The organism is Pseudomonas sp., assembly GCF_017744435.1.
Classification (GTDB): domain Bacteria; phylum Pseudomonadota; class Gammaproteobacteria; order Pseudomonadales; family Pseudomonadaceae; genus Aquipseudomonas.
Genome location: NZ_JAGIBG010000001.1, coordinates 357,215 through 382,455, shown reverse-complemented (window position 1 = coordinate 382,455; position 25,241 = coordinate 357,215). Strand labels below are relative to the sequence as shown.

Genomic DNA, 25,241 nt, shown 5'->3' with positions numbered 1-25,241 from the left:
CCCACAGGGGATCGCGCATCCATGTGGGAGCGGGCGTGCCCGCGAAGAGGCCAGACCAGGCAATAGAGATTTCAGGGAGATTTACACAATGACCACAGTCAACCTCCGATGCACCGTCGGCAAGACCACCTTCTTCCAAGGTGAAAACCAGACCCACCCACTGTTCCGCATCGAACCCGGCATTCCTTGCCAGGATGCCCGTGAACAGGCCTCGGAACTCATGGGCTACGTGCGGGAACTGACCATCCTCGGGCTGATGGACGAGAAACCGATGCTGATCTGGGCTTCGCACTACCTGAGCGCGATGGCCAAGGCGTTGATGGATGATGCGGAGTTGGGCATGACATCAGGCTGAATTGCCTACATGCTCTGCATCGACCTCGATTCCCCCGACTCTCAGGACCTGTACCTCCATGAAAACCCCCGGTGGCATGCTGCTCAGCGGCGTCGAACTTGACCGCGACAGCCAGGTCCCGCTCTACCGTCAGCTCTACCTGCAACTGCGCAAGCAGATCCTCGCTGGCCGCTTGGCCGGTGGCACTCGCCTGCCGTCCACCCGTACCTTGTGCAAGGAACTGGGGCTGTCCCGGATTACCTTGCTCAACGCCTTCGACCTGCTCACCGCCGAGGGCTTCCTGGCTTCGCGCACCGGGGCCGGTACCTATGTGGGCAACGAGTGGCAGGGCCGGGTCGCGCAAACCGATGCCCCAAGCAAGCCGCCACGCCTGTCGAGCCTGAGCCAGGCCGTGCATTCGTTGCGCAGCGAGCATTTCAGCGGTATCTCCTACAGCGGCTGGGATGCCCAGCGCCCGGTGTCCCTGCTGCCCAGCCACCCGGCCTACGATGCCTTCCCGATGCCGGTGTGGAAGCGCCTGATGAACCGCCACCTGCGCAAACCGGACAAGGCACAACTGGGCTACGGTGAGCTCAAAGGCCTGCAGCGTTTGCGCGAGGCGATTGCCGAGTACGTGTTCGATGCCCGCGGCATCGAGTGCAGCCCGGAGCAGGTGGTGATCACCTCCGGCGCCCAGCAGGCCTTCAACCTGCTCGGCATGCTGTTGCTCAACCCCGGTGACCGGGTATGGATGGAAGACCCCGGGCACATCTCCGCACGCATTGCCTTCCAGGCACTGGGTTGCCAGCTGGTGCCGCTGCGCATCGACGCGCAAGGGCTGGACGTGCGGCAGGGGGTGCGCGAGTGCCCGGACGCACGCCTGGCCTTCACCACGCCTTCGCGCCAGCATCCACTGGGCATCACCATGAGCTATTCACGGCGCCAGGAGCTGATCGACTGGGCCGCGCGCAGCCAGGGCTGGATCATCGAGGACGACTGCGACAGCGAGTTCCGCTACGTGGGGCGGCCACTGCCGGCGCTGTACGCGATGGCTCCGGGGCAGCGGGTGATCTACGTCGGCACCTTCAGCAAGGTGCTCTACCCGTCGTTGCGCCTGGGCTATGTGATCTTGCCGGAGGCCTTGCTGGAGCCGTTCTGCGCGATCCGCGCGGTGATGGACCGCAGCCCGTCCACGTTGCACCAGGCGACCACTGCCGACTTCATGCTCAATGGCCATTTCCTCGGCCACATCCGCCACATGCGCGCGCTCTACCAGGAGCGCCAGGCCAGCCTGGTGGAGGCGTTGCACCGTGAGTTGGCGGGCTTTCTCTCAGTGGCACCGGTGGAGGCGGGGCTGCACCTGATCGGCTGGCTGTCCGAGGCGGTGGACGACGACGCCCTGGCGCGCAACCTCGGCAACCATCAGGTCTACACCTATGCGCTGAGTGACTACTGCCTCCAGCGCTACCTGCCGCCCGGGCTGCTGCTGGGCTTTGCCGCCACGCCGGTCGAGCAGGCTGCCCAGCGGGTGCGCGAGCTGGCGCAGGCACTGGGGGCGTTGGGCATGCGGGTCTGAACTGCGCTGCCAAAATGGCTATACGAACAAAAAGATAATGGCTCTATGGATAAGGCCATTTCAGAGCGATAACAGCAGCGCCGGGCTACCCCGGCCTCGCTCTGAGGACAATGACAATAATGACGCCTATCCAATCCCGTTTTGCCGGCCTCATGGGCCACAACGCGCAGGCCGACTGCGCGCCCGTGCTGCTCACGCCCGACCTTGCCCGCCGCTTGCTGCCACGCCTGGACAGCCTGCGCTTGTTCGCCCACGGTTACCCGCTGCTGACCAACCTCACCCACGGACGAATCTGCCCCGAAGACATGCTCGACTTTGCCTACCGGCATGCCCTCGACGGCCTTTCGCTGCACCTGCTCGACGGCGAGCACAACAGCCTGTCGCGCATGCCCGCCGAGCGCCTGGCGGCATTCGCCGACAAAGCTAGGGCCCTCGGGCTGGACGTGCACCTGGAAATCAGCAGCACGCTGCCCGAAGACGTCGACCAGGCCGTCGCCATTGCGCACGCCATCGGCAGCCGCAACATCCGCGTCTACTCGCGTTACGAGGGCCATCTGTCGCGGGTGATGGGCATCATCGAAGACGACCTGCATCGACTGGCGCGCCTGGCCGATGAGCACGACCTCAACTTCGACTTCGAGCAACACGAAGAACTCAAGAGCGAAGAGATCGCCAGCTTGCTGCGCCGGGTAGGGCACCCGCGGCTCAACGCACTGTTCGACTTCGGCAACATGATCAATGCCTGCGAGCAGCCCTTGCCGGCACTGGCCAACCTGGCGCCGTTCATCCGCCAGGTGCACCTCAAGGGCGTGCGCGTGGTGCCCGAGGCCAACGGCTTTGGCCACTACGGCGTGCTGCAGGGCAGGGCCGAGGACCAGTTGCCCGGCCCGCGCATGTTGCTGGAGCTGTTGCTGCTGGGTGAGCCCGCGCCGCAGGTGGTGGCATTCATCCTCGAGCAGGAAAACCACTACATCGCCCCGGCGTTCCGCCAGGTGGGCGAGGGCGCCGACCCCTTCATCGCCTACCGCGAGATGAGCGAAACCCCGTTGCCACCGGGCTACAGCCTGGAGCAGATGCTGGCTGACGAGCACCGCTGGGCCAATGACCAGGTGCGTTACGTGCGTGAGTTGCTGGCCGAGATCCGCCTGCTGGCGGAACTGACCCTGGCCTGACCCTTAACCCGGAAACCGTGGAGAACAACAATGACAGCATCGGTCAAAGCCAAGTGGCTGCGCTTTCTGATCCTCGTCCTGGGCGGCGGGACCATCTACAAACTGTCCAGCCTCAAGGACGCCTTCTATATCCCGATGCAGGAGCACATGGGGCTGAGCCATACCCAGATCGGCACGTTGCTGAGCGTCAACGCCATCGTCGCCACCGCGTTGTTCGTGCTGGGCGGCTTTCTGGCCGACCGCTTCGAGACGCGCAAGCTCATCCCTCTGGGGCTGGTGAGCATCGGGGGGCTGGGCCTGTATCTGGCGAGCTTCCCGGGCTATAACCAGTTGCTCATCATCTTTGGCCTGCTGGCGGTGTGCGCCGACTGCATCTTCTGGCCGGCCTTGCTCAAGGCCATCCGCAACCTGGGCAACGACCAGGAGCAAAGCCGCATGTTCGGCCTGCTCGAAGGCGGGCGGGGTGCGGTGGACACCTTGGTGGCGTTTTCCGCGCTCGGCGTGTTCGTTGCCCTGGGCTCCGGTGCTGCCGGGCTCAAGGCGGCCATCGCGTTCTATGCGCTGATCGACATCGGCGTTGGCGTACTGGCGCTGTTCCTGCTCAAGGACACCCGCCAGGCCAATGCTCCCCGCGAACCCATCGGCCTGTCGGGGTTGCTGGAGGCGGTGCGTATGCCAGGGATCTGGCTGGTGAGCCTGAACGTGTTCATGGTCTACATCGTGTATTGCGGCCTGACCTACTTCATCCCCTTCCTGAAGGACATGTATCACCTGCCAGTGGCACTGGTGGGCGCCTACGGCATCATCAACCAGTACTTCCTCAAGGTGCTGGGTGGCCCGGCAGGCGGCTTCATCGCCGACAAACAGCTGAAGAGTTCGAGCCGCTACCTCAAGTGGGCGTTCGTTGCCTTGCTGCCGCTGATGCTGATCATTCTCAGCATTCCCCGAGGCGAGAGCTACATCTACGCGGGCCTGGCGGCGACGCTGTCCTTCGCCCTGGTGGTGTTCACCATGCGCGGGGTGTTCTGGGCGCCGATGAGTGAAGTGGGCATTCCCTCGCGCATCACCGGCTCGGCGTTCGGCATTGGCTGCCTGATCGGTTATGCGCCGGGCATGTTCGCCTATGTCATTTACGGCGCGCTGCTCGATCACTACCCTGGCGAGCAGGGCTACACCTACGTGTTCAGCCTGATGAGCGTGCTGGCGGTGGTGGGCGTGGTGGTGTCCAGCCTGTTGCAGCGCAGGGTCAGGCGCCATCGCCAGGCGGTGGTGGCAGAAGCGCTCGCCTGATCAAGCGATTGCCGGTTGCGTGGCCACTGTGCTGCGCAACCGGTTTTGCCGTGACTTGGCCCAGCGCAATATTGTCGGTATCGGCACCGACGCAATAGCAGCATGGCAGATTGAGACTATAGTAACGTCTAAAAAAACGGGTCAGTGGGTGCCATGTCTACGATCGATCTGTCGTCCTCGCAAAGTCTTCGCAAACGCGTGTTGTTGGCTGGGGCGCTGAATATCGGCTCCATCGTCGCCTCCCAGGTCATCCGATTGGGTGGCAACCTGATCATCACCCGTTTGCTGCTGCCGGAAATGTTCGGCCTCATGGCCATTGCCACCACGGTTTCGGTGTTGCTGCTGTTGCTGTCCGATGTAGGGCTGCGGCAGAACATCATTCAAAGCCCGCGCGGCGACGAGCCGCTGTTCCTCAATACCATCTGGTCGCTGCAGATCATTCGCGGCCTGGGGCTGTTTGTGGTGATGCAGCTGGTGGCGCTGGCGTCGTGGATTTCCCAGCACTTCGAAATGTGGCCGATGCATTCCACCTACGCGGACCCTCAGTTGCCCGGGATACTGGCTGTCACCGGCTTTTTCGCGATCATCTTCGCCTTCCAGTCGACCAAGATCGATGTGGCCATCCGCACCTTCCAGCAGAAGAAAGTGGTGCTGGTCGAGCTGGTTTCGCAAATCGCCGGCCTGGTGGTGATGCTGGCGATCGGTTACGTCTTCCGTTCCATCTGGGCGCTGGTGGCGGCAGGCCTGGTCTCCACCCTGGTCACCACGGTGCTCAGCCACCTGATCTTCCCCGGGCATAAAGACCGCCCGCAGTGGGATCCGGCAGCCTTGCGCGAAATCGTCAACTACGGCCGTTGGGTGTTCCTGTCTTCCGCCGTTGGCGTGCTGGCCATGCAAGGTGACCGGATCTGGTTCGGCGGCAGCATGACCGTGGCGCAGCTGGGCGTGTATTCGATTGCCGTGGGCATTCTGGCTGCCTTCCAGCTCAGCCTGCAGCGGCTGGCCGGGGCAGTGGCCTTGCCGGCCTTCAGCGAGGCGGCCAGGACCGGTGACATGGATCGCCTGCGCCACCTGTATTTTCGCTTCAGGCTGATCTTCGATGTGCTGACCCTGTTCACCTGCGGCTTCCTGTTCACCGCCAGCCCGCTGATCATCCATTGGCTGTATGACGCCCGGTATCAGGACGCCGGGCAGATGATGGCGATTCTGTCGTTGTCGCTGTTCACCTTGCGCTACGGCCTGACGCAACAGATCTGGATGGCCCTTGGGCTGACCAAGTACATGGCCATGGACAACATCATCCGGGTGGTGGCGCTGTTCACCCTGATGCCGTTGCTGCTGGCCATTGGCGGGGTGACCTACGCGCTGTGGGGAGTGGCCCTGCATACCTTCTTCACGCTGTTCCTGATCTTCAAGGTCAGCCACCAACTGGGGATGCTGAGTATCAAGCGCGAGCTGGTGGTGCTGCCCGTGATGGTGTTCGGTGCCCTGTGTGGCCAGCTCATCAGCCACCTGTTCGCCTTCTGATCGGCTGTACCAAGGACCTGAGCGATGAATGTGATCGACTTTTTTGATCGGACCCGAATCATCAATATCCCGTCCAGAACGGACCGCCGCGAAGAAACCGAAGCCGAGTTCGCCCGCAACGGCTTCCACATCGATGACGAAAAGATCGGCTTTTTCCCTGCCGTGACACCCACCGACCAGCAGGGCTTCCCGAGCATTGGCGCCCGGGGCTGCTTCATGAGCCATATGCAGATACTGGAAGAAGCCGTGCGCCTGAATGTGGACAACATCCTCATCATGGAAGACGACATCCAGTTTTCCCGGCGCATTGGCCCGTTTGGCAAGAAGGCCATCGAGTCCCTGCAAGGCATGGACTGGGACATTGCCTACCTTGGCCATTCCTGCGAGGGCAATTCCGATACCCCCGGCTGGGCGCCGGTTGATCGCCCCATCCACCTGTCGCACTTCTATGCGGTGAACGGCAAGAGCGTGGGCAAGTTGCGGGACTTTCTTGCGCAGATTCTGCAGCGCCCGCCAGGGCATCCCGACGGTGGGCCGATGCACTATGACGCGGCCCTCAACACCCTGATCCACACCGACAAGAACATCCAGGCCTACTACTTCACCTGGAACCTGGGTTACCAAAGGCCTTCGCGCACCGACCTGCATGCCCTGTCGATATTTGATCGGCTGGCCATGCTGCGGCCGGTGATGGCCCTCTACCGGCGCTTGAAGGCAGAAAAGCTCAGGCGAACCCGATAGAATCAGGCTCGCTTGCGCTTGAACAGCTTGCCGAAGAAGCCGGCGATGGCCACCAGGCCCAGGACGATGAACTTCTTGAACGCCAGCAAGGCAACACCGATCTTGGCGAACAGGCCCGCCTTGGCGGCAATGCCACCGGCGACCAGGGCGGCCAGTCCATACGGCGCCAGCTTGTCGGTCTTGGCGTCGTAGTCGGCGTAGCGGTTGCCGTCGGTGAAGTTGGTGAAGGCGAGGATCTTCGGCGTTTCCTGCTTGATGGTCTGCAGGTCGGCCATCGCCGCCACGGCGTTGAGCTCCAGCACGCCTTCGCGGCCCAGCACGCGGATGCTGTAGTTCAGCGTGGTCTGGTCGGCGTCTTCGGCCTTCAACTCTCGCGCCCAGTACATCTTGTGGGTCGCCTGGTCGTAGCTCGGTGGCTCGGCCCAGCCCAACAGGGTCAGGCCGGCATAGCCTTCCTGGCGACGCTGCTTGTTGTCTTCCTCGTCATCGGCCTTCATCTGCTCGAGCAGGTCGGCGTAGTCGATCTTGGCTGCGTCATCGTCGGAAATATGGCCGTCGTTCTTGTAGCTGATGATCACGCCCCAGCCGTTGTCCGCCAGTGGATTGACGGCGGTCGGGATGATCATGCCGAGGGTCTTGAAGCCCGGTGGGTTGCCCCAGCCTTCGGTCAGCAGGCGCTCGGTGTCGTCCGGTGACAGGTAGTAGAACTCGTTGTTGAGTTGCAGGCTGGCGATGCCGCTGGGCAGGGTAATGTTGCCGTGCTGTGGCTTGAGCGTGGCCAGCCACTGTTCGGCGGTCAGTTGTGGTTGTTCGCTGGCGGTTGGCGCGGACGCGGGAGTGCTGGCGGCAATGGCGGGCAAAGTGGTTGCGCAGAGCAACACTGCCGCCAACAGCTGGCGCAGGTGTTTCATCGTAATCCCTTACAATTTGAATTAATTTGGCCGCGCAGGATAACTGAAAGTACTGGTCAATCGCCAGAATCTCATGTCCGTGCCTGAATTGCGTTGCCAGCGCGGCCGTTCCATGGGGTGGTTGCGACTTCTCTTTTCGTACGGAGCCTAGGCGTGCATCGATTCCATTCAGCCCAGCGCCGCAGCCTGTTGAAGGTTCAGTGAACGTGTCTCCGGCGCCAGCAGCCACGACAGCAGCAAGCCGAAGAAGGTGATGGCGGCGGCCACATACATCGTCTGGGCGATGCCGAGTGTGTCCAGCGAAATCGGCACCAGGTAGGTGCCCACCGCGGCGCCAATGCGCGAGACCGAAGTGCCCACGCCCACCGCGAATGCACGGATCTCGGTCGGGAAGATTTCGTTCGGATAGACCAGCGTCAGCACCTGGGCGCCACCGATGAACAGGGCATAGAGGGCGAAGAACACCAGCACCCAGATGCCCGCGCCATTGTTGAATGCTCCCAGGCAGAGCAGCGCCAGGCCGGACACGCTGAAGCTGTACAGCAGCAGGTTGCGCCGCCCGAGGGTGTTGATCAGGCGGGTGGCGATGATGCAGCCGAGCACGAAGAACAAAGTGATCAGCACCGAGCCGATGGCGGCGCTGTCGCCTTTCACGTTCATCGCTCCAAGCACCTTGGGCGCGAAGGCGTATACGGCGAACAGCGGGATGATGCAGCAGGTCCAGAAGACGATGACGAACAGCATGCGCTTGGCATAGCCCGAATAGATCAGGCTCCATACGTTGACCTTGTAGTTCGGGCTCTCTTCCGGAAGGTTGTTCAGGGAAAAATCATCGCCGTAGACGCGCTTGATGACCTGCTCTGCCTCGGCATCGCGGCCTTTGCCCAGCAGCCAGCGTGGCGATTCCGGGGTGCCGATGCGCACCAGGAACAGGGCCAGGCCGATGCTGGCCGAGCTGGCCAGCACCCAGCGCCAGGCGTCATCGCCGCCGCTGCGCAGCACCAGTTCACCGACGATATAGGCCGCGGCTGCGCCGGCGAACCAGAGGATCGTCAGCATCGCCAGGCGCGGGCCGCGATATTTCCTGGGCATGAACTCCACCAGCAGCGAAGTGGCGACCGGGTACTCGATACCCACGGCAATGCCGATGATCAGGCGCAGAGCAAAGATCGCTTCAGCAGAATCAGCCCAGAACTGAGCGAGGGAGGCGAGCATGAACAGGGCAGGGCCGACAAAGAACAAGCGCTTGCGGCCCAGGCGATCGGTCAGCCAGCCGCCGAGGAAGCCGCCGAAGAAGATCCCGATCAAGGCCGAGGCCGCAATCAGGCCTTCCCAGAAGGTGCTCAGGGACAGTGAAGCGCTGAGGTGTGCCAGGGCCACGCCGATGATACTGAGCACATAACCGTCGACAAACGAACCGCCGCCCGAGCGCAGGGTGAGTAGCCGGTGGAAGTTGTTGAGCGGTACATCTTCTACTGAAAGATTAGGACGTGTCATTTTTATATCCTGATGCAAGGCTTTTGAAGTTGGGCAGCGCAATGCCGCGAACCATTAACTTCGCGGCGGAACTCGCTCAATAAATTCAGAGGGCGATAGTTGTTGTTAGGGTTGTTGTGCAACGAGGCCTGTCCTTGACCTGGTCAGGTTTCATACCTGATTTCTTTCGACGGCGGGTGCCCGAAAAAAGCGCTGTAGGATCGGCTGAAATGCGTGCACGAAACGAAACCGCACGCCAGCGAAACATCGAAGATCGAGGCCTTGGAGTTTTGTATCAGGCGGCGTGCTTCGGTGATTCTGAGCTGGAAGTAGTATTTCTGCGGCGTGGTGTTCAGCTGATCCTTGAACAGCCGCTGGATCTGCCGTATCGACAGGCCGACGACCTGGGCAAGTTGATACGGGCTCAGTGGCTCTTCGATGTTCGCCTCCATCAGCGCGATGACCTCCCGCAGTACCTGGCTCACCTTGGGCTGTTGCGGCTTCTGGACGCTGCGGTATTTGCTCTGGTCGGCATCCAGCGTATCCAGTACGGCATCGGCAAGCTGGGGGCCGGAACCGCATGCGAGCCAGCGCATCATCATCTCGAAGGCGCCATTGGGCGTGGCGCACGTCATGCGATTGCGGTCGAACACCAGGGGTTCATGGGTCACGTTGGCATGCGGGGCCCGTTCGGCCAGGGCCGTGCGCTGTTCGGCGTGGATCGCGCAACGGTAGCCATCCAGCAGGCCTGCGGTGCCCAGGTACCAGGCACCGTTCCACAGCCCGCCGAGGGCGATTGGCATTCTGGCGATCTTCTTCAGCAAGGTCGACAACCAGTTCGGTGCGGTTCTGGCGGCACGCAAGCCGCCACAGATGACCAACAGGTCGAGGTCGGACAGGCGAATGTCGGTCAACGGCGTGTCGGGCCTGATCGGGATGCCCAGGTCGCTCATGACTTCGCGGTGGTCATGGCTGAACGTGTGCACGCGCACTGCACCCGGCGCCAGCAGATTGGCGGTGACCAGTACATCCAGTGCCTGGGTGAAGCAGGGTAACGAGAAATTCTCGAGCAGGAGAAAACCTACCCTGGAGGTCTTTCGCTCGATCCGCTCGTGGGAGATGAAGCCCAGGTTACGGTCGACGAAGGTACGGCTGAATGCTCTTGTAATTGTTTTCATGGCGGCACCCAGTAACCCAGGCTCAATGCTTGGGCAACTCATTTAATGTCGATGCTTATAGAGGGCGGAAGTTGCCATCAATGTGCGCATTAATATAGGGGTGGTTCGCGGCGCTGGTCTAACGACTTTTCCAGGCTTTTCTTGATAACCCCTTGTTATGGCTGCGTAACATAATGTCGTGGGTGGTCGATTGTCCAGCGTCAAACAGCTTGTTTTCTCGCATGAATTTAAGTTATGCGTAAGGTAATTTTAGTGCCGGTGTACTTTTTTCAGTGCGGCGTAATATGCGAAGCAGTGATTGAAGTTACAGTTCTTTGCAGTGTCCGGAGGATAATAATGAACAGCAATGAATCCGTGATTGGCCTGATCAAGCAGCGCAAGCCTCGCCATGTGTTGCCGCGTGAGCTCTATCTCGATCCTGAGGTCTATCGGCAGGATCTCGCGCAGATCTGGCACAAGGATTGGGTGTTCGCCGGGCATACCTTCGAGATTCCAAAGGCTGGGCAGTATTTCACCCTGCAGATCGGCGATTACCCAGTGGCCATCGTGCGCGGCAAGGATGGCGAGGTGCGCGCGTTCCACAACGCCTGCCGCCATCGCGGCGCCAAGGTGTGCGAGCACGCCAGTGGCAAGGTCGCCAAGCTGGTGTGCCCGTACCACAAATGGACGTTCGAGCTCGATGGCAACCTGATCTATGCCGGCAACATGGGCGCCGACTTCGATAAATCGAACTACGGCCTGAAGCCCGTGCATATCGAGGTCGTGCACACCTACATCTATGTTTGCGTCGCGGAAAAGGCCCCGGATTTCTCCAGCTTCCGCGCCGCCGTCAGCCCCTTCATCGCGCCGCACTTCCTGGAAAACTGCAAGGTCGCCTTCGAGTCGAACCTGATCGAGAAGGGCAACTGGAAACTGGTCTTCGAGAACAACCGTGAGTGCTACCACTGCGACGGTACCCACCCAGAGTTGCTCAATTCCTTTGTCGAGAACCTGTCGGTTGCCGGCGTGGGCGGCGATGACGACCCAGAGCTGGTGGCGCACTGGGACCGCTGTGAAGCCGCTGGCATGCCCAGCCGGCTGAACATGGACCCGCTGGGGCGCTTCCGCATGACACGCATTCCGCTGTCTGCCGGTGCGGTCAGCTACACCATGGATGGCAAGCCGGCCGTTGCCGGCCGGCTGGACAAGAGCGGTGAGCCAGACATCGGTGCATTGCTGTACTTCAACTACCCCTCGACCTGGAATCACTTCTTGGGCGACCACGCATTGAGTTTCCGTGTGCTGCCGATCGGGCCGGGCGAGACGCTGGTGACCACCAAATGGCTGGTGCCGGAATCTGCGGTGGAAGGCGTCGATTACGATCTTGATCGCCTGACCAAGGTCTGGCTGGCCACCAACGATCAGGATCGTCGCCTGGTCGAAGGCACCCATGCTGGCGTTTCCTCGCCGAGCTACGAGCCTGGCCCATTCTCCGAGCATGCCGAGAATGGTGTTTGCCAATTCGATGACTGGTACTGCGAGACCATGCTTGAGCGCCTGGAAGGGCGGCCGCAGCTGAAGTCGGTAGGATGAAATGACACAAGACTGTCACGACCCCTCGCTAGCCTGCTTTGACACAAATTGTCACAAGTTGCGGAGCAGGCGATGCACGAGACACCCGGTCAGGACACGGTAGCGGAGCACGACGAACAACCCTCCAGCGGCCCTACGCGCCGCGGCTTCCTGGGTGGCCTGGCGCTGTTGGGCGCCGGTGCCAGCCTGGCGGGTTGCAGCCCTGCCGACGGCAGTCCGGCCGCCACTGTCCGGCCGCAGCCTACCGGCGCCGCGCTGGACCGAGCACTGCGCGACAAGGTCAAGACCGTTGTGGTGATCTACGCCGAGAACCGCAGCTTCAACAACCTGTTCGCCGATTTCCCCGGGCTGCAGAGCCCGCTTGCCCAGCTGAGCAAGGACGCCTACGCCCAGCGTGATCGTGACGGTGTTCTGTTCGATACCCTGCCACCGACCTTCGGCGGCACGTTGCAGGTCGGCCCCCAGACCGTCGACGGCGTCACCTACGAAAAAGACCTCGCATTCCAGGCCGAGCTGCCCAACGCGCCGTTCGCCCTCAAGGGCCCCAAGGGCGAAGACCTGCCGCTGGGCCTGGTGACCCGCGACCTGTGGCATGTGTTCTACCAGAATCAGATGCAGATCAATGGCGGCAAGAATGATGGCTTTGCCGCCTGGTCCGATGCCGGCGGGCTGACCATGGGCTACTACCCGCAGACCCGCTACAACCTGCGCTTGTGGGACCTGGCCCGGCAGTTCGTGCTGTGCGACAACTTCTTCCAGGCCGCTTTTGGTGGCTCGTTCCTCAACCATCAGTACCTGGTCGCCGGGCGCGCGCCGTTCTACCCGAATGCCGCCAGCTCGCCTGCACACAGCCAGATCGCCCAGCTCCAGAGCGACGACCCGCTGGACATCCGCCTCAAGCCCCTGGCCGGCTCGCCGAACAAGGCCCACGACGGCCCGCCGCAGTTCGGCCCCAGTGCCATTACCCCGGATGGCCATGCGGTCAACACCCTGGCCCCGCCGTACTGGCCGACCTGGATACGTGACCCGGCACGCCCGGACTATGCCAAGCCCGACCTGCCCAACGTGCTGGTGCCGCAGACCCACGAACACATCGGCGACAAGCTGGCCAGGCGCAATGTCGACTGGGCCTGGTACGCCGGCGGCTGGCAGGCCACGCTGGATGAGTACAAGGATTCTGGCAGCATCCCCAAGATCCCCAACTTTCAGTACCACCACCAGCCGTTCAACTACTTTGCGCAGCAGGGCCCGGAGCACCCCGAGGAACGTCGCAAGCGCCTGCGCGACGGCGGGCTCGGCGAAGACCCGAGTACCAACCGCTTCCTCGCCGACGCGGCCGCCGGGCGCTTGCCGGCGGTGACCTTCTACAAGCCCCAGGGCAACCTCAACCTGCATGCCGGCTACGCCGATGTGGCCTCGGGCGACCGGCACATCGAGCGCATCGTCAAGACCCTGATGGAAAGCCCGCAGTGGACGAACATGGTGGTGGTGATCACCGTCGACGAGAACGGCGGCTGGTGGGACCACGTCGCCCCGCCCAAGGGCGACCGCTTCGGGCCGGGGTCGCGGGTCCCGGCGCTGGTGGTTTCGCCGTTTGCCCGCAAGGGCACGGTGGATCACACGGTCTACGACACCACCTCGATCCTGCGCCTGATCACCCGGGTGTTCGACCTGGAGCCGCTTGAAGGGCTGCAGGCGAGGGACCAGGCCATGGCGGCGCGCGGGCAGGTATTGCTGGGTGACCTGAGCAACGCCCTGGACCTTGGCTGACGCGGGCGATCGGCAGGGGCGTCACTTGCCTGTCACGCGTAGCTGCTAGTATGCGGGTCTCTTTTCGTGGCACAAGGTGTGCGACTCGGTGAATCCCGGCACGATCCGCAAGCAGTTCATGCTCCGCTCCAGCGACATACGCAGCGACGAGTTCGCTGCCTTGTTCACGCAGCTCTACGGCAACCTGTATGCCGGCATCCCGCCGCTGGGCGAAGGTATCGCCATCGGTGGCGTTTACGGCCGCTTCGAGGGCATGAGCGTGCGGCGCATGCAGTACCAGGGCGACTTCACCATCGTCCTGCCGGCGCCGCAGGACGAAATCACCTTTGTACTGCCCACTGCGGGCAAGATCATCTTCGACCACCGTGGTGAGTCGATCGGTGGTGCCCAGGTCGGCCTGGCGGTGGACAAGCTCGACATCCGCTCGGTGCGCATCACCGAGGGGCACGCCCAGTGTGGCATGTCGATCCGCCGTGCAGCGTTCGCCGAGCGACTTTCGACCCTGCTCGAAAAACCCTTGGCTGCGCCGATTCGCTTTGCGCCCCGGGTCGACCTGGGCAACCCGGCGTTTCAAGGGATCCGGGCCTTGCTCGAACTGGCAACCGGGACCGAGTTCGACCAGCTGATCAACACCGGCCTGCTGATGCCTGTACGCTTGCAGGAGATGCTGGTCGACGCGCTGCTGGAAACCTGGCCGCACAACTACAGCGAGGCGTTGCGCAGCCCAGTGCCGGCGATTGCACCGCGGCATGTGAAAGCGGCCATGGCTTATCTGCGCGAGCACCCCGAGAGGCAGGTCAGTGGCAGCGAGCTGGCCGGGAGGGCCAATGTCAGCTTGCGGGCGCTGCAGGATGGTTTCCGGCGCTTTACCGGGACTTCGATTGTCGGCTATCAGCGCCAGGTACGGCTGGAGCAGGCGCGTGAAATGCTGGCTCGCGGAGAGGGCGGGTCGGTGGCGGAGGTTGCCTTGCGCCATGGCTTCAGCAATGCCGGGCGATTTACCCAGTACTTCCAGCAAGCCTTTGGCGTCAGTCCGGCTTTGATTCGGCGCCGGTAGTCGGGGGCCACAACGTGGCCCCATTCAAGTATCAGAACGCGTAGCTGGCCTTGAGGCTGCCACTGACCCCATGGCTGTCCCCGCCGCCCATGGCTGCCACTTCGGCCCCCACGCTCAGCGCCCCAAGGTTGGCCATCAGGTTCACGCCACCCACGAACTGGTCGCGATTATCGAAGGTCGCCCGCTGCTCGATATCCAGCCCCAGCAGATGGCCCTCGCTGTCGACCTCATGGTCGCCCAGCACATGCTCGTAACCCACCTCGACCCCCGGCACCAGCTGCCAACTGCCCATGGCGACCGGCGCGAAGGAAGCCTTGAGGTTGGCCACGGCGGCGCGACGGGTTTCTTTCAGGTCATCCACCTGCAAGGCCAGCTCGCTGCCTTTCTCGGTGAAACCGTTCAGGTCAACGCGGCTGACCCGCAGCCCGAGGCTTGGCTCCAGCACCATGGCGCCAGTGGGCAGGCGATAGCCCAGCGCCAGGCTGCCGCCGGCCAGGGTGCCGTGGCTGTCGCCCTTGGCTGTGCCCAGGCCGCCACCGAGCTCGCGCTTGCTCGAATAGTCGAGCCAGCCGGCGCTGGCATCGGCGTCGATGAACAGGCCGTGTTCCAGGCCATTCGGCGCGAAGCGCGCCCCCAGGCTGAGGAAGGTCAGGTCGGTGTCCGCCTCGCCACCGGCGCCCCCGACATTGCCATTGCTGTAGCCGAAGCCGGCATGGGCGCTGAGCGCTTCGGAGAAGCGTTGGGTCATGCCGATCATCAGGCCCTGGCTGTGTTCGTTGCTGCTGGCCGCGTGGGACGAGCCATCGGTGCCCAGGTAACCCGCCAGCGCGGTGCTCCACAGGCGTGACTGGCCGACCTTGAGGTCGCTGCCATCGGCAAAGGGTGCGGCCGCTCGGTCGATCATCGCCCCTTGGCGCAGGAGGAAGCTGGCAGCATCGGCATGCACCTGGCCACCCACGGTCGACTCGACGCCACCCAGCGTGCCGGCGTCGATGGCCGATTGCAGGTAGTAGTTGTAGGCGGTGTAGCTGCCCGACAGCGCCGTGTCCTGCAACTGACCCAGCAGCTGCGCACCGGCAGCAGCGTTGCCCAGCAGGCTGGCTTCGCCCGGCAGCGTGCCGTAGCGGACCATCTTGCCGCGCAGCACGTAGATGGTTTCTTGCGACAGCCCCAGGCCCTGCTTCAGGTAGTTGTCCATGCTGCCGTATTCGGCGGTGACCTCATCGAGGCCCGCTTGCAGGTAGCTGGCTTCGACGCCAATCAGCGGCGCGTAGATTGCGGCCATGCTTGCCGGCATCGCCGCCAGCGTCGCCTTGATGCGGGCGGCGGTGTAGTCGTTGGTGGCCAGGTAGTTGCTCATGATGGTCGCGTCGTCGACGCCGGCGATGCTCAGCAGCACGGCGGCGGTCCAGCCGGTGCGGTCCTTGCCGGCGGTGCAGTGGAACACTGCGGCGCCGTCGGCGCTGGCCAGTTCGTTGAACAGCACGCTGAACTGCCCGCGCATGCCGGCATCGCTGACGAAGGCGCGGTTGGTTTCCTGCATCATCGCCCGCGCCTGGGCCGCGCTGGTGAAGGTGACGGTGGTGATGTTCGCGCCCGAGGTGGTGCTGCCGATGATGTCGATATTGGTGTAGCTGGCGCCGGCCGGCAGGGTGTCGGGCGTGCCGGCGATTTCGCTGGGCGTGCGCAGGTCAAAGACATCGCTGATGCCCAGACCGTTGAGGATGGCGAGATCGGCCGCGGTCGGGGTCAGGGCATTGGAGCGGTAGAACACCCCGGCGCGCATCACGCCATCATGGCGGGTGGTGTAAGCGCTGGTGGTGCCGGCGATGTCGCGGAAGTTGTCCATGCCGGCCAGGCGCGGTGTGTCGAGCGCGTCGGCGGCATGGGCAGCGGAAATGGCCAGGGTGAGCAGGGACACGGAACAGAACAGACGTTGCAACACGGAAGTAGCCTCGATCAGGTTCGTTGGGCCGACTACTGTCCATGGGAAAAATGAAACTGGATATTACAAGTCGCCGCGTAGCGCAAATGGCTGCGCGTTCTGTCTGCTGCGTGCGTTTTTCGTCTCAGAGGTGATCGGCATCCACCACCGCTTTGGCGAATGCCTGCGGAGCCTCTTGTGGCAGGTTGTGGCCAACACCGCCAGTGATCAGCCGGTACTCGTACTTGCCGCTGAAGCGCTGCGCATAGGCCTCGGCCGGCGGGTGCGGCGCGCCGTTGGCGTCACCTTCGAGAGTAATGGTTGGCACACCGATGCTGGGCAGTTTGGCCAGCCTGGCTTCCAGTGGGTCGTACTGGGTTTCGCCCTGGGCCAGGCCCAGGCGCCAGCGGTAGTTGTGCACGGTAATGGCGACTTGGTCCGGGTTGTCCAGCGCCTTGGCGCTGCGCTCGAAGGTGGCATTGTCGAAGCCCCACTTGGGTGATGCGGTCTGCCAGATCAGCTTGGCAAAATCGTGGCGGTTCTTCTCGTAGCCGGCCTGGCCGCGTTCGGTGGCGAAGTAGTACTGGTACCACCACTGCAGCTCCGCACTGGGCGGCAGTGGCGCCTTGGCAGCTTCCTGGCTGCTGATCAGGTAACCGCTGACCGAGACCAGCGCCTTGACCCGCTCGGGCCACAGGGCCGCCACGATATCGGCAGTGCGCGCGCCCCAGTCGAAGCCGGCCAGCACGGCGTGCTTGACCTGCAGTGCATCCATGAAGGCGATCACGTCGCTGGCCAGCGCCGAAGGTTGGCCGTTGCGTGGCGTGTCAGGCGACAGGAAGCGCGTTTCGCCATAGCCGCGCAAGTAGGGCACCAGTACCCGATAGCCCTTGGCGGCGAGTGCGGGGGCGACGTCCTGGAAGCTGTGGATGTCATAGGGCCAGCCGTGCAGCAGGATCACCACCGGCCCGTCGGCCGGGCCTTGCTCGACGTAGGCGACATCGAGGACACCAGCCTTGATGTGTTTCAGCGGGCCGAAAGCGTCGCTGGTGTTGACGGCGGGTTGTGCCTGCGCTGCGTGTGTGGTGCCGGCGGCCGCAAGGGCCAGTGGCAGCAGGGCGCAGGCAAACAGGATGGAACGGCTGAAACGGCGTGGTGTGGTCGGTGCGGCGGGTACGTGGCGAGCTTGCATGGGGCGTCTCCTTGGCTAGGCCATCGGCGCTGTTGGATGCAAGTCATTCAAGACCATCGCTGTATCGAGGATGTGTCCAATGCGGCTGCGCAGAGCGTTCTTGTGTATCCGGTCTCAGTTTGTACACATTGAGATACAGGTGCACACGTCTGCGCTGTCCAGAATTTGTGCGTAATCGAGTGCCAGGTTGCTCAATGACATGGCATGCACATCCTCGGCACGCCAGAGCCGGCCTTGCAGGTCATGCTGGTCGAAGGTGAAGCAGGCGTCTGCCACCACCACCACGGTGAAACCGAGATTGCCTGCCGAGCGCGCCGTGGATTCCACCGAATTGTTGGTGATCACACCCGCGATCACCAGCTCGCGGATACCGCGATTGTGCAGCCAACGCTCCAGCCCCGAGTTGGCGAAGGCGTCCGGCACATGCTTGTCGAACACGGTTTCACTGGCCAGTGGCGTGAAGGCCGGCTGGAAATCGCAGCCCGCCTGGCCTGGCCAGAACACCGAAGCGGGCGAGCGGGAAACGTGCCGTACGTGCACGATCGGGCGCCCGCCCAGGCGCCATGCCGCCAGCAGTTCGCTCATGCGCAACTCGGCCTCGGGATTGTTGCGTCGGCCCAGGCGTGGGTGGTGGATACCGATTTGCAGGTCGATCAGCAGCAGGGCGGCGTTGGTGGCGAGCGCGGTCATGCAGAGCTCCTTGTCTGAGTGCGTTTGACCCTGGCACAGGTGTCAGGTTTTGGTCCGGGCGCGGCAACTGATCCGCTTTTTTTCATTGAACCTGAATCTGTAACCGTATCAGTCTGAAGCCGACAATGCTCTTCATCCCCGCTATCACACTGAAGAGGTTCCGATGGGCAAGCTCGCGCTGTTTCTGGGTGGCTTTCTGCTATTGACGATTCTGATCGGTCTGCTCGGCACCATTCCGCCAAGCTGATTCATCCTCATGCCCTCCGGCCCGTCTATCTCGCTAGATGGGCCAGATTGCTGCCTGATTCTGGCAGATCTCCTCGGCTGTACCGCTGGACTAGTGGTAGGTGCAAGTCGTTCTCAAGTGTAAAAGCCTGGTGTAGTCTCCCGCTGCGTCATAATGGGTCGTATATAACGAACCCAGTCTTTTGCCTTGGGAGTCAGTACATAGATGGAATGCAAGAAGGGCACTTCAGCCATGCTGGAGTGGCGTAGCCGTTATCTCAGCAAAGGTATCCTCGAAGAGGATCAATACGATCAGGCGCTGCGCTGTGCCGAGTCCCTGGAGCAGTCCGGGGTGATCAGCGCGCAGGAATGGATCGAGCTGGTCAAGGCGGCGAATGTCGCGCTGCTGAGCGTACGATAAGTCCTTCATTGCTCGGGGAAATCTGTCCACAAAAAACGTGGGTAGGTCTGTGGATAAAGTTCTGTAGGCCAGGCAAATTGCGGGCTCTGTTAAATTGAGCAGAATTTGAACAGCGTTCAGCCGGCCCGTTCAGAGGCGGCTTCACCCGCCTGGCGCAAGGCCAGCAGCAACTCGCGCACCCGGGCCGGCAGCTCGCCGGAGGGGTACACCGCGTGCATCTGTGGGTCCTGGCCGGTGCTTGAGGTCAGCCGGTAATCCGCGCACACCCGCACCAGGCGTCCAGCCTTCACCTGTGCTTCTGCCACCCAGTCGGCCAGGCGTGCGATGCCGGCACCCGCCAGGGTGCTGTGGTACACCGCATCGCCAGAGCCCAGGCGCAAGCGTGGGTGCGGGCGCAGGCTGGTGATCTGGCCGTCGCGGCAGAAGTGCCAGGCTTTGAGGATGCGCGGCGCGGTATGCAGGATCAGGGCGTGCTTGTCCAGCTGCTCGGGCCGCTCGGGCATGCCGACGCGGGCGACATAGGCCGGGCTGGCGTATAGATGACGCTGGTAGCGCCACAGTGGATAACCAATCAGTTCGCTCGACTGGGGAAAGGCGCCACGGACCACGAAATCGAACTTGCCGTGCAGCGGGTCGAGGGCCGCGTCGCTGTACTGCACGTCGAGGGTCACTTGCGGGTGGCGCTGGCTGAAGCTGGCCAGCACGCCCGGTAAAACATGTTCACCAAGCAGTTGCGGCGCAGCAAAGCGCACCCAGCCTTGCGCGCTGCCGGTGAGCGCGGCCAGTTCATCGGCCGCGTCGCGTTGCACATCCAGCAAGCGTTCGGCGTGGGGCAGCAGGCGCTCACCGGCCTCGGTGAGGGACACGGCGTTGGCGTTGCGGTTGAGCAGCTTGCACCCGCTGTTGTCTTCCAGGGTTTGCACCGCACGGGTTACCGCGCTGGGCGAGCGGCCCAGGGCACGTGCGGCGGCGACGAAGCTGCGCTTGTGCGCAACACTGACGAACGCCTGGATTTCGCGCAGCATGTCCAACGCCATGGAGGGCTCCTTGTTGCAGTTTTCGCAATATGGCATTTCAACACAAGCGCGCCGCTTTGATTAGCCTTGCAGTCTGTTTTCACTGCCTGGAACCGCGCCATGATGGATATCGCCGTACTTTCCCTGTTTGCTTTCGCTGCCGGCCTGATCGATGCCGCTGTCGGCGGTGGCGGGCTGATTCAGATCCCGGCGCTGTTCAACGTGTTGCCCACTGCGCAGCCGGCGTCGCTGCTGGGCAGCAACAAGCTGGCTTCGGTGTGCGGCACGGCCTTTGCGGCTCGCTCGTTCATCCGCAAGGTGACCCTGGACTGGGGCTTGATCGTGCCAGCGGCGCTCAGCGCCTTTGTCATGTCGTTCGCCGGGGCAGCCACGGTTTCGCTGGTGCCGCCCAGCGTGATGCGCCCGGCGGTGCTGGTGCTGATCGTGCTGATGGCGATCTACACCTTCTGCAAGAAGGACTTTGGCACGTTGCACAAGCCGGCGAAGATCGGCCGCCGGGAGCAGTGCCTGGCGGTGCTGATCGGGGGGGCGATCGGCTTCTATGACGGCTTGTTCGGCCCAGGCACCGGCAGCTTCCTGATCTTCCTGTTCATCCGCTTCTTCGCCCTCGACTTCCTGCATGCCTCGGCGTCGGCGAAGGTGGTCAACATCGCCACCAACCTGGCGGCTCTGGTGTTCTTCGTGCCGTCGGGCAATGTGCTTTACGCCATTGCCCTGCCGATGGCCGCGTGCAATATCCTCGGTGCCCTGACCGGCACCTGGCTGGCGGTGCGCAAGGGCGCAGGGTTCGTGCGTGGGCTGTTCCTGATCCTGCTGTGCGTTCTGATCGCCAAACTGTCCTGGGACCTGTTGGCCTGAGTCAGATCACCTGGCGTTGCGCCTCGGCCTGCTCGACGCGATTGCGGCCATGGGCCTTGGCCCGGTACAGCGCCTGATCGGCACGTGCCAGCAGTTCGTCCAGGCTGGGCGCGGTTTCGTCCGCGACGCAGCCGGCCAGGCCAATGCTGACAGTGATCTGCAGGCGCGCATCGCCCTGGGCCGCATGCAGGTCCTGCACGGCGCGGCGCAGGCGCTCGGCGGTGAACTTGGCCTGCTCCGGCGGCAACCCCGGGAGCACCACCACGAACTCCTCGCCGCCCAGGCGAGCCAGCAGTTCTTCGTCGTGCAACTGGTCCTGCAGGGTGCGGGCGAACTGGCGCAGGACCTGGTCGCCAACGGCATGGCCATGGCGGTCGTTGATCGACTTGAAATGATCGATGTCGAGCATCATCAAGGTCAGCGGCAGCGCATGCTGCTGGCGGCTGTCGAGCAGGGCATTGGCGCGGCGGGTGAAGGCGCTGCGGCTGAGCAGGCCGGTGAGGTGGTCGATGGTGGCCTGGCGTGCCAGGCGCGTCAGCAGGCTGCGATTGGCCTGGCTGACGCAGGCGACCACCAGCGGGCCGAGGACCAGCATGGCGATGCCCAGGCGTGCCGACATCAGTGTGGTGACCCCAGGTTCGCTTTGCGGCACGCTGAAATGCATGAGGTTCTGCGCCACCGCGACGATCAGCGTGCTGCCAGCGGTGAGTGCCAGCAACGACACCAGGAAGGGTGAGTACGTCCAGGCACACCACAACAGCGCGGCAATCGGAAAGGCGATGGCGCCTGGCCCGCCAAAGGCGATGCTGAAGGCCAGTGAGGCCAGCAGCACCAGCAACGGTGCCAGGCGGATGACCTGGGCGCCGCTGCGCATCAGCACGCGCGCCGATGGGGCGGTGAGCAGTACGGGCAGCACCAGCACACTGGTCGAGAACTGTTCGCTGAACCAGGCCAGCCAGGTCGCCTGCAGCGACCTTTCAAACCACGGAGCGGCCATCACGCAGGCCATGCTGGCCGCCGCCACGGCACCTGCCGCACAGGCACCGAACACACTGAGCACGCCATGCGGGGTGCGCATGCGCCGGTGTGGGCGGGGCAGTCGCGACAGCAGCCACCACACCGTCACCACCACGCCGAGGTTGCACAGGTTGAACCACAGGGCTGGGGCCCAGGCACTGCCACAGGCCAGGTCGGCCGCAACCATCGCCAGCCACACCAGGGTCATGCCCAAGAGGCTGGCCTGGCGTGGGTAGCGCAAGAGGACGCCAGCCAGCACCGCATTGACCGGCCAGAACAGCGATAACGATTCGATTGGCCGGGCCAGGGTCCCGCCGAGGGTCAGGGCAAAGGTCAGGCCGAACAGTGAAAGGTAGGGCAACAAGCGCGATTGTGCTGGAAAAACCATAGGCTCGACCGACAAGCGGAAACGAAATCCAGGACAACGGCTATAAGCACCTGGGGTGTTGACGCGTCAGTGTGTTGGCACTGGGTGCTTGATGTCAATCTGCCGTAATCGCGCGGGTTAGTGGCAAATAGCCTCCATTCCTTGCCAAATTGGACTAAAGACCAAAGAACCACGGCACCATCAGGACGGTCACCAGCATCACCAGCACGGTAAAGGGCACGCCGATTTTGACGAAGTCACCAAAGCGGTACTGCCCCGGACCCAGCACCAGGGTATTGACGGGTGAAGACACCGGCGTCATGAACGCCGCCGAAGCAGCCAGGGCCACGGTCATGGCGAACGGGTAGGGCGACAGGCCCAGCTGCGTTGCCGTGCTGATCGCCACGGGTGCCATCAGCACGGCGGTGGCGGTGTTGGAAATGAACAGGCCGATGACGGCCGTTACCGTGAACAGGCAGGCCAGCATCGCCAGCGGCCCGGCACCGCCCAGCAGGCTGACCAGGCCGCCCACGGCCAGGTCGATGCCGCCGGTTTTCTGCAGTGCCTGGGCAAACGGCAGCATGCCGACGATCAGCACCAGGCTCTGCCAGTGAATGGCCCGGTAGGCGCTGTTCATGTCGATGCAGCGCCCGGCGCCCATCAGCAGGCAGCCGATCAGCGCGGCAATGACATTGGGCACGGCACCGCTGACCATCAGCCCGACCATCACTGCCAGGCTGACCAGGGCCTGCGGTGCTCGGGTGCGGGCTGGTGCGACCTGATCGATTTCGGCCGGCAGGCTCAGGACCAGGAAGTCCTTGGGCTGGCTCTGCAGTTGACGCACGGCTTTCCACGGGCCGACCACCAGCAGGGTATCTGCGAGGCGCAGTTTTTCTTCCACCAGTTGCTCTTCGATGGCCGCCTGCTCGCGGCGCAGGCCGACTACGTTGAGGTCGTAGCGGCTGCGGAACGCCAGCTCGAGAATGCTCTTGCCAATCAGTTGCGAGCCCGGCGGCAGCGACACTTCTGCCATGCCCAGGTCCTGGGACTGGTCGATGAAGTAGGCCGCCTTGAAGTGCAGCGGTTCCAGTTGCATGGTCTGGCATAGGTTGCGCAGGTCGTCACGATTGGCGAACAGGTCGAGCAGCAGCACATCGCCCTGGTGCAGGACGGTGCCTGAGTCGGCGGCGATCACCCGGGTGGTGAACTTGTGCTGGCGTTCGATGCCGATCACGTTGGCGCCGTGCTTTGTGCGCAGCTCCAGTTCGCCCAGGGTATGGCCGATCAGGGGCGACTGTGGGCGGATGCGCAGGCGCCGTTCGCGGCCGCTGAGCTTGTAGTCGAGCACCAGGTCGAGCAACGTTCGCCGGCTCTCCACGCGGCCGTCCTTGCGCACTTCGCCATTGAGCCAGTGGCGGGTCAGCAGCATGTAACCGATGCCCAGTACCAGCACCACCAGGCCGAACGGGGTGAAACTGAAGAAGCTGAAGCCGGGCGCGCCATGGCGTACCAGCTCGCTGTGCACCACCACGTTGGGGGGTGTGGCCACCAGGCTGAGCATGCCACTGATCAGGCCGGCGAAGCTCAGCGGCATCATCAGTCGGCTGGGTGACAGCTTCAGGCGTGCGGCAATGCTCAGCACCACCGGGATGAAGATCGCCACCACACCGGTCGAGCTCATCACCGAGCCCAGCCCGGCGACCGAAACCATCAACAGGACCAGCAGGCGGGCCTCGCTGTTACCGGCCCGTTCGCTCATCCATTCACCGATGCGGTAGGCGATGCCGGTGCGCACCAGCCCTTCGCCGATCACGAACAGGGCAGCGATCAGCACCACGTTGGGGTCGCTGAAACCGGCCAGGGCCTGTTCCACGGTGAGGATGCCCGACAACGGCAGGGCGAGGATCACCAGCAAGGCGACCACGTCCATGCGCGGGCGGTTGATGACGAAGAGGATGACGACGACAGCCAGCAGGCCGAGGACCCAGAGCAGTTCCTGGTTCATGGGGCGGGGGTGTTCCTTCACTCAAGGGGGCACGAAAGACAGTAGCAGTCAGTGTGGCAGCTTGCGGTGAAGGTGATGTTGATGTGCTGCAAGGTTTGCACCCTTGGCACACATGAAAAGGGCCGCAAGTTGCGGCCCTTTTCGTTGTCATCACTCAGTGATGGCGGTGATGGTGCTTTTTGCTGCCACCGTTGTCGCCCAGGTGGTTGCCCAGGGCACCACCGGCTGCGCCGCCCAGGCCGGCACCGATGGTGGAGCCGTTCTTGCCGCCTACCGCGCCGCCCAGCAGCGAGCCGCCGGCCGAGCCCAGGCCACCGCCGATGGCGGCTTCGGTACGGTTGCCTTTCTTCGCCGCTACCGCACTACCGGCTGCACCGCCGACACCGGCGCCGATGGCTGCGCCAGTGCGGCCGCCCATTTGCTGGCCGACAACGTTGCCCAGGACACCACCCAGGCCACCGCCAATGGCGGCAGTACCGTCACCGGCGAAAGCGCCCTGGCACAGCAGCAGGCCAAGAGCGAGGGAAGGTAGAGTCAGACGCATGATTGGAACCTCGAAGGAATCATCAGGTTAAAGTGCCGCACGGTTGGGCGGCGGGTCAGGGTAGGGGAGACGCTTCAGCGATCGTAACGGTCACCGCGCCATTGGCGGTCGTCGTCATCGTCTCGATCATGTCGGTGGTGGTGACGGTGGCCGCGATCGTCATCGCGCCAGCCACCGTCATCACGGTAGTGGTCGTGATAGCAGCCCGACAACAGCAGGAAGGCGGCGATCAGCGAAAAGCTTGTAAAGCGGGTCATCTCGATATAGGTCCTTGATCCGCATAGGTTTACGGGACACTAACTGAGACTGGGATCGATCCATTTGGTTTCCATGCCCTGCAAAATTTTGCCGTGTGGG

22 protein-coding genes are annotated in these 25,241 nt (G+C 63.3%); 11 read left to right on the top strand and 11 right to left on the bottom strand.

All coding sequences use genetic code 11. From position 1 onward, the window contains the following. Window positions 1-88: 88 nt before the first annotated feature. The 6 genes from J7573_RS01870 to J7573_RS01845 all read left to right on the top strand — a co-directional run bounded on the left by J7573_RS01870 (window position 89) and on the right by J7573_RS01845 (window position 6,640). Complete coding sequence (locus J7573_RS01870; RefSeq protein WP_294324831.1) at window positions 89-355, top strand: DUF3077 domain-containing protein; 267 nt, start codon at window positions 89-91, stop codon at window positions 353-355. 58 nt (window positions 356-413) lie between these two features. Then, window positions 414-1,910 (top strand): PLP-dependent aminotransferase family protein, encoded by a 1,497-nt coding sequence (locus J7573_RS01865; RefSeq protein WP_294324830.1) that lies wholly within the window; start codon window positions 414-416, stop codon window positions 1,908-1,910. A 119-nt stretch (window positions 1,911-2,029) separates the two neighbouring features. Then, complete coding sequence (locus tag J7573_RS01860; RefSeq protein ID WP_294324829.1) at window positions 2,030-3,082, top strand: TIM barrel protein; 1,053 nt, start codon at window positions 2,030-2,032, stop codon at window positions 3,080-3,082. 30 nt (window positions 3,083-3,112) lie between these two features. Then, the gene (locus tag J7573_RS01855) at window positions 3,113-4,372 is read left to right on the top strand and encodes an MFS transporter (RefSeq protein WP_294324828.1); all 1,260 of its coding nucleotides are present in this window, start codon (window positions 3,113-3,115) and stop codon (window positions 4,370-4,372) included. Window positions 4,373-4,525: 153 nt separating this feature from the next. Next, window positions 4,526-5,899 carry an oligosaccharide flippase family protein gene (locus tag J7573_RS01850; RefSeq protein WP_294324827.1) on the top strand — a complete coding sequence of 458 codons (1,374 nt, stop codon included), beginning with the start codon at window positions 4,526-4,528 and terminating at the stop codon, window positions 5,897-5,899. 24 nt (window positions 5,900-5,923) lie between these two features. After that, entirely contained in the window at window positions 5,924-6,640 is a 717-nt protein-coding gene (locus J7573_RS01845; protein WP_294324826.1) for a glycosyltransferase family 25 protein, read from the top strand. A gap of 2 nt (window positions 6,641-6,642) precedes the next feature. On the opposite strand, the gene J7573_RS01840 is transcribed toward J7573_RS01845, so the two are convergent. The 3 genes from J7573_RS01840 to J7573_RS01830 all read right to left on the bottom strand — a co-directional run bounded on the left by J7573_RS01840 (window position 6,643) and on the right by J7573_RS01830 (window position 10,205). Beyond that, window positions 6,643-7,551 (bottom strand): DUF2167 domain-containing protein, encoded by a 909-nt coding sequence (locus J7573_RS01840; protein ID WP_294324825.1) that lies wholly within the window; start codon window positions 7,549-7,551, stop codon window positions 6,643-6,645. A 168-nt stretch (window positions 7,552-7,719) separates the two neighbouring features. Beyond that, window positions 7,720-9,048, bottom strand: coding sequence for an MFS transporter (locus tag J7573_RS01835; RefSeq protein WP_294324824.1), 1,329 nt, complete (start codon window positions 9,046-9,048; stop codon window positions 7,720-7,722). A gap of 143 nt (window positions 9,049-9,191) precedes the next feature. Next, a complete protein-coding gene (locus J7573_RS01830; RefSeq protein ID WP_294324823.1) occupies window positions 9,192-10,205 on the bottom strand; it encodes a GlxA family transcriptional regulator in 1,014 nt (337 codons plus the stop codon). A gap of 336 nt (window positions 10,206-10,541) precedes the next feature. Here J7573_RS01830 and J7573_RS01825 point away from each other — a divergent pair, with 336 nt between their 5' ends. The 3 genes from J7573_RS01825 to J7573_RS01815 all read left to right on the top strand — a co-directional run bounded on the left by J7573_RS01825 (window position 10,542) and on the right by J7573_RS01815 (window position 14,604). Then, window positions 10,542-11,777 carry an aromatic ring-hydroxylating dioxygenase subunit alpha gene (locus tag J7573_RS01825; protein WP_294324822.1) on the top strand — a complete coding sequence of 412 codons (1,236 nt, stop codon included), beginning with the start codon at window positions 10,542-10,544 and terminating at the stop codon, window positions 11,775-11,777. Window positions 11,778-11,849: 72 nt separating this feature from the next. Further along, a complete protein-coding gene (gene acpA, locus J7573_RS01820; protein WP_294324821.1) occupies window positions 11,850-13,547 on the top strand; it encodes an acid phosphatase in 1,698 nt (565 codons plus the stop codon). An 88-nt stretch (window positions 13,548-13,635) separates the two neighbouring features. Beyond that, a complete protein-coding gene (locus J7573_RS01815) occupies window positions 13,636-14,604 on the top strand; it encodes an AraC family transcriptional regulator (protein ID WP_294324820.1) in 969 nt (322 codons plus the stop codon). Window positions 14,605-14,635: 31 nt separating this feature from the next. Here the strand turns inward: J7573_RS01815 and J7573_RS01810 are convergent, their stop codons facing one another. From J7573_RS01810 to J7573_RS01800, 3 genes are all read right to left on the bottom strand, one after another. Beyond that, entirely contained in the window at window positions 14,636-16,549 is a 1,914-nt protein-coding gene (locus tag J7573_RS01810) for a tyrosine-protein phosphatase (RefSeq protein WP_294324819.1), read from the bottom strand. 124 nt (window positions 16,550-16,673) lie between these two features. Continuing rightward, window positions 16,674-17,720 carry an alpha/beta hydrolase gene (locus J7573_RS01805; protein ID WP_294324818.1) on the bottom strand — a complete coding sequence of 349 codons (1,047 nt, stop codon included), beginning with the start codon at window positions 17,718-17,720 and terminating at the stop codon, window positions 16,674-16,676. A gap of 114 nt (window positions 17,721-17,834) precedes the next feature. Next, on the bottom strand, window positions 17,835-18,410 hold the full coding sequence (locus J7573_RS01800; RefSeq protein ID WP_294324817.1) for a cysteine hydrolase family protein: 576 nt from the start codon (window positions 18,408-18,410) through the stop codon (window positions 17,835-17,837). A gap of 451 nt (window positions 18,411-18,861) precedes the next feature. Between J7573_RS01800 and J7573_RS01795 the strand changes: the two genes are divergently transcribed. Continuing rightward, complete coding sequence (locus J7573_RS01795) at window positions 18,862-19,056, top strand: hypothetical protein (RefSeq protein ID WP_294324816.1); 195 nt, start codon at window positions 18,862-18,864, stop codon at window positions 19,054-19,056. 116 nt (window positions 19,057-19,172) lie between these two features. Here the strand turns inward: J7573_RS01795 and J7573_RS01790 are convergent, their stop codons facing one another. Then, complete coding sequence (locus J7573_RS01790; protein WP_294324815.1) at window positions 19,173-20,093, bottom strand: LysR family transcriptional regulator; 921 nt, start codon at window positions 20,091-20,093, stop codon at window positions 19,173-19,175. Between the two features lie 99 nt (window positions 20,094-20,192). Between J7573_RS01790 and J7573_RS01785 the strand changes: the two genes are divergently transcribed. Then, a complete protein-coding gene (locus tag J7573_RS01785) occupies window positions 20,193-20,951 on the top strand; it encodes a TSUP family transporter (protein WP_294324814.1) in 759 nt (252 codons plus the stop codon). Window position 20,952: 1 nt separating this feature from the next. Here the strand turns inward: J7573_RS01785 and J7573_RS01780 are convergent, their stop codons facing one another. The 4 genes from J7573_RS01780 to J7573_RS01765 form a co-directional block, all read right to left on the bottom strand. After that, window positions 20,953-22,371 (bottom strand): sensor domain-containing diguanylate cyclase, encoded by a 1,419-nt coding sequence (locus J7573_RS01780; protein ID WP_294324813.1) that lies wholly within the window; start codon window positions 22,369-22,371, stop codon window positions 20,953-20,955. Window positions 22,372-22,510: 139 nt separating this feature from the next. Then, the gene (locus J7573_RS01775; protein ID WP_294324812.1) at window positions 22,511-24,340 is read right to left on the bottom strand and encodes an SLC13 family permease; all 1,830 of its coding nucleotides are present in this window, start codon (window positions 24,338-24,340) and stop codon (window positions 22,511-22,513) included. 154 nt (window positions 24,341-24,494) lie between these two features. Continuing rightward, on the bottom strand, window positions 24,495-24,884 hold the full coding sequence (locus J7573_RS01770; protein WP_294324811.1) for a glycine zipper domain-containing protein: 390 nt from the start codon (window positions 24,882-24,884) through the stop codon (window positions 24,495-24,497). A 74-nt stretch (window positions 24,885-24,958) separates the two neighbouring features. Further along, window positions 24,959-25,141, bottom strand: coding sequence for a hypothetical protein (locus tag J7573_RS01765; protein WP_294324810.1), 183 nt, complete (start codon window positions 25,139-25,141; stop codon window positions 24,959-24,961). Window positions 25,142-25,241: the final 100 nt, after the last annotated feature.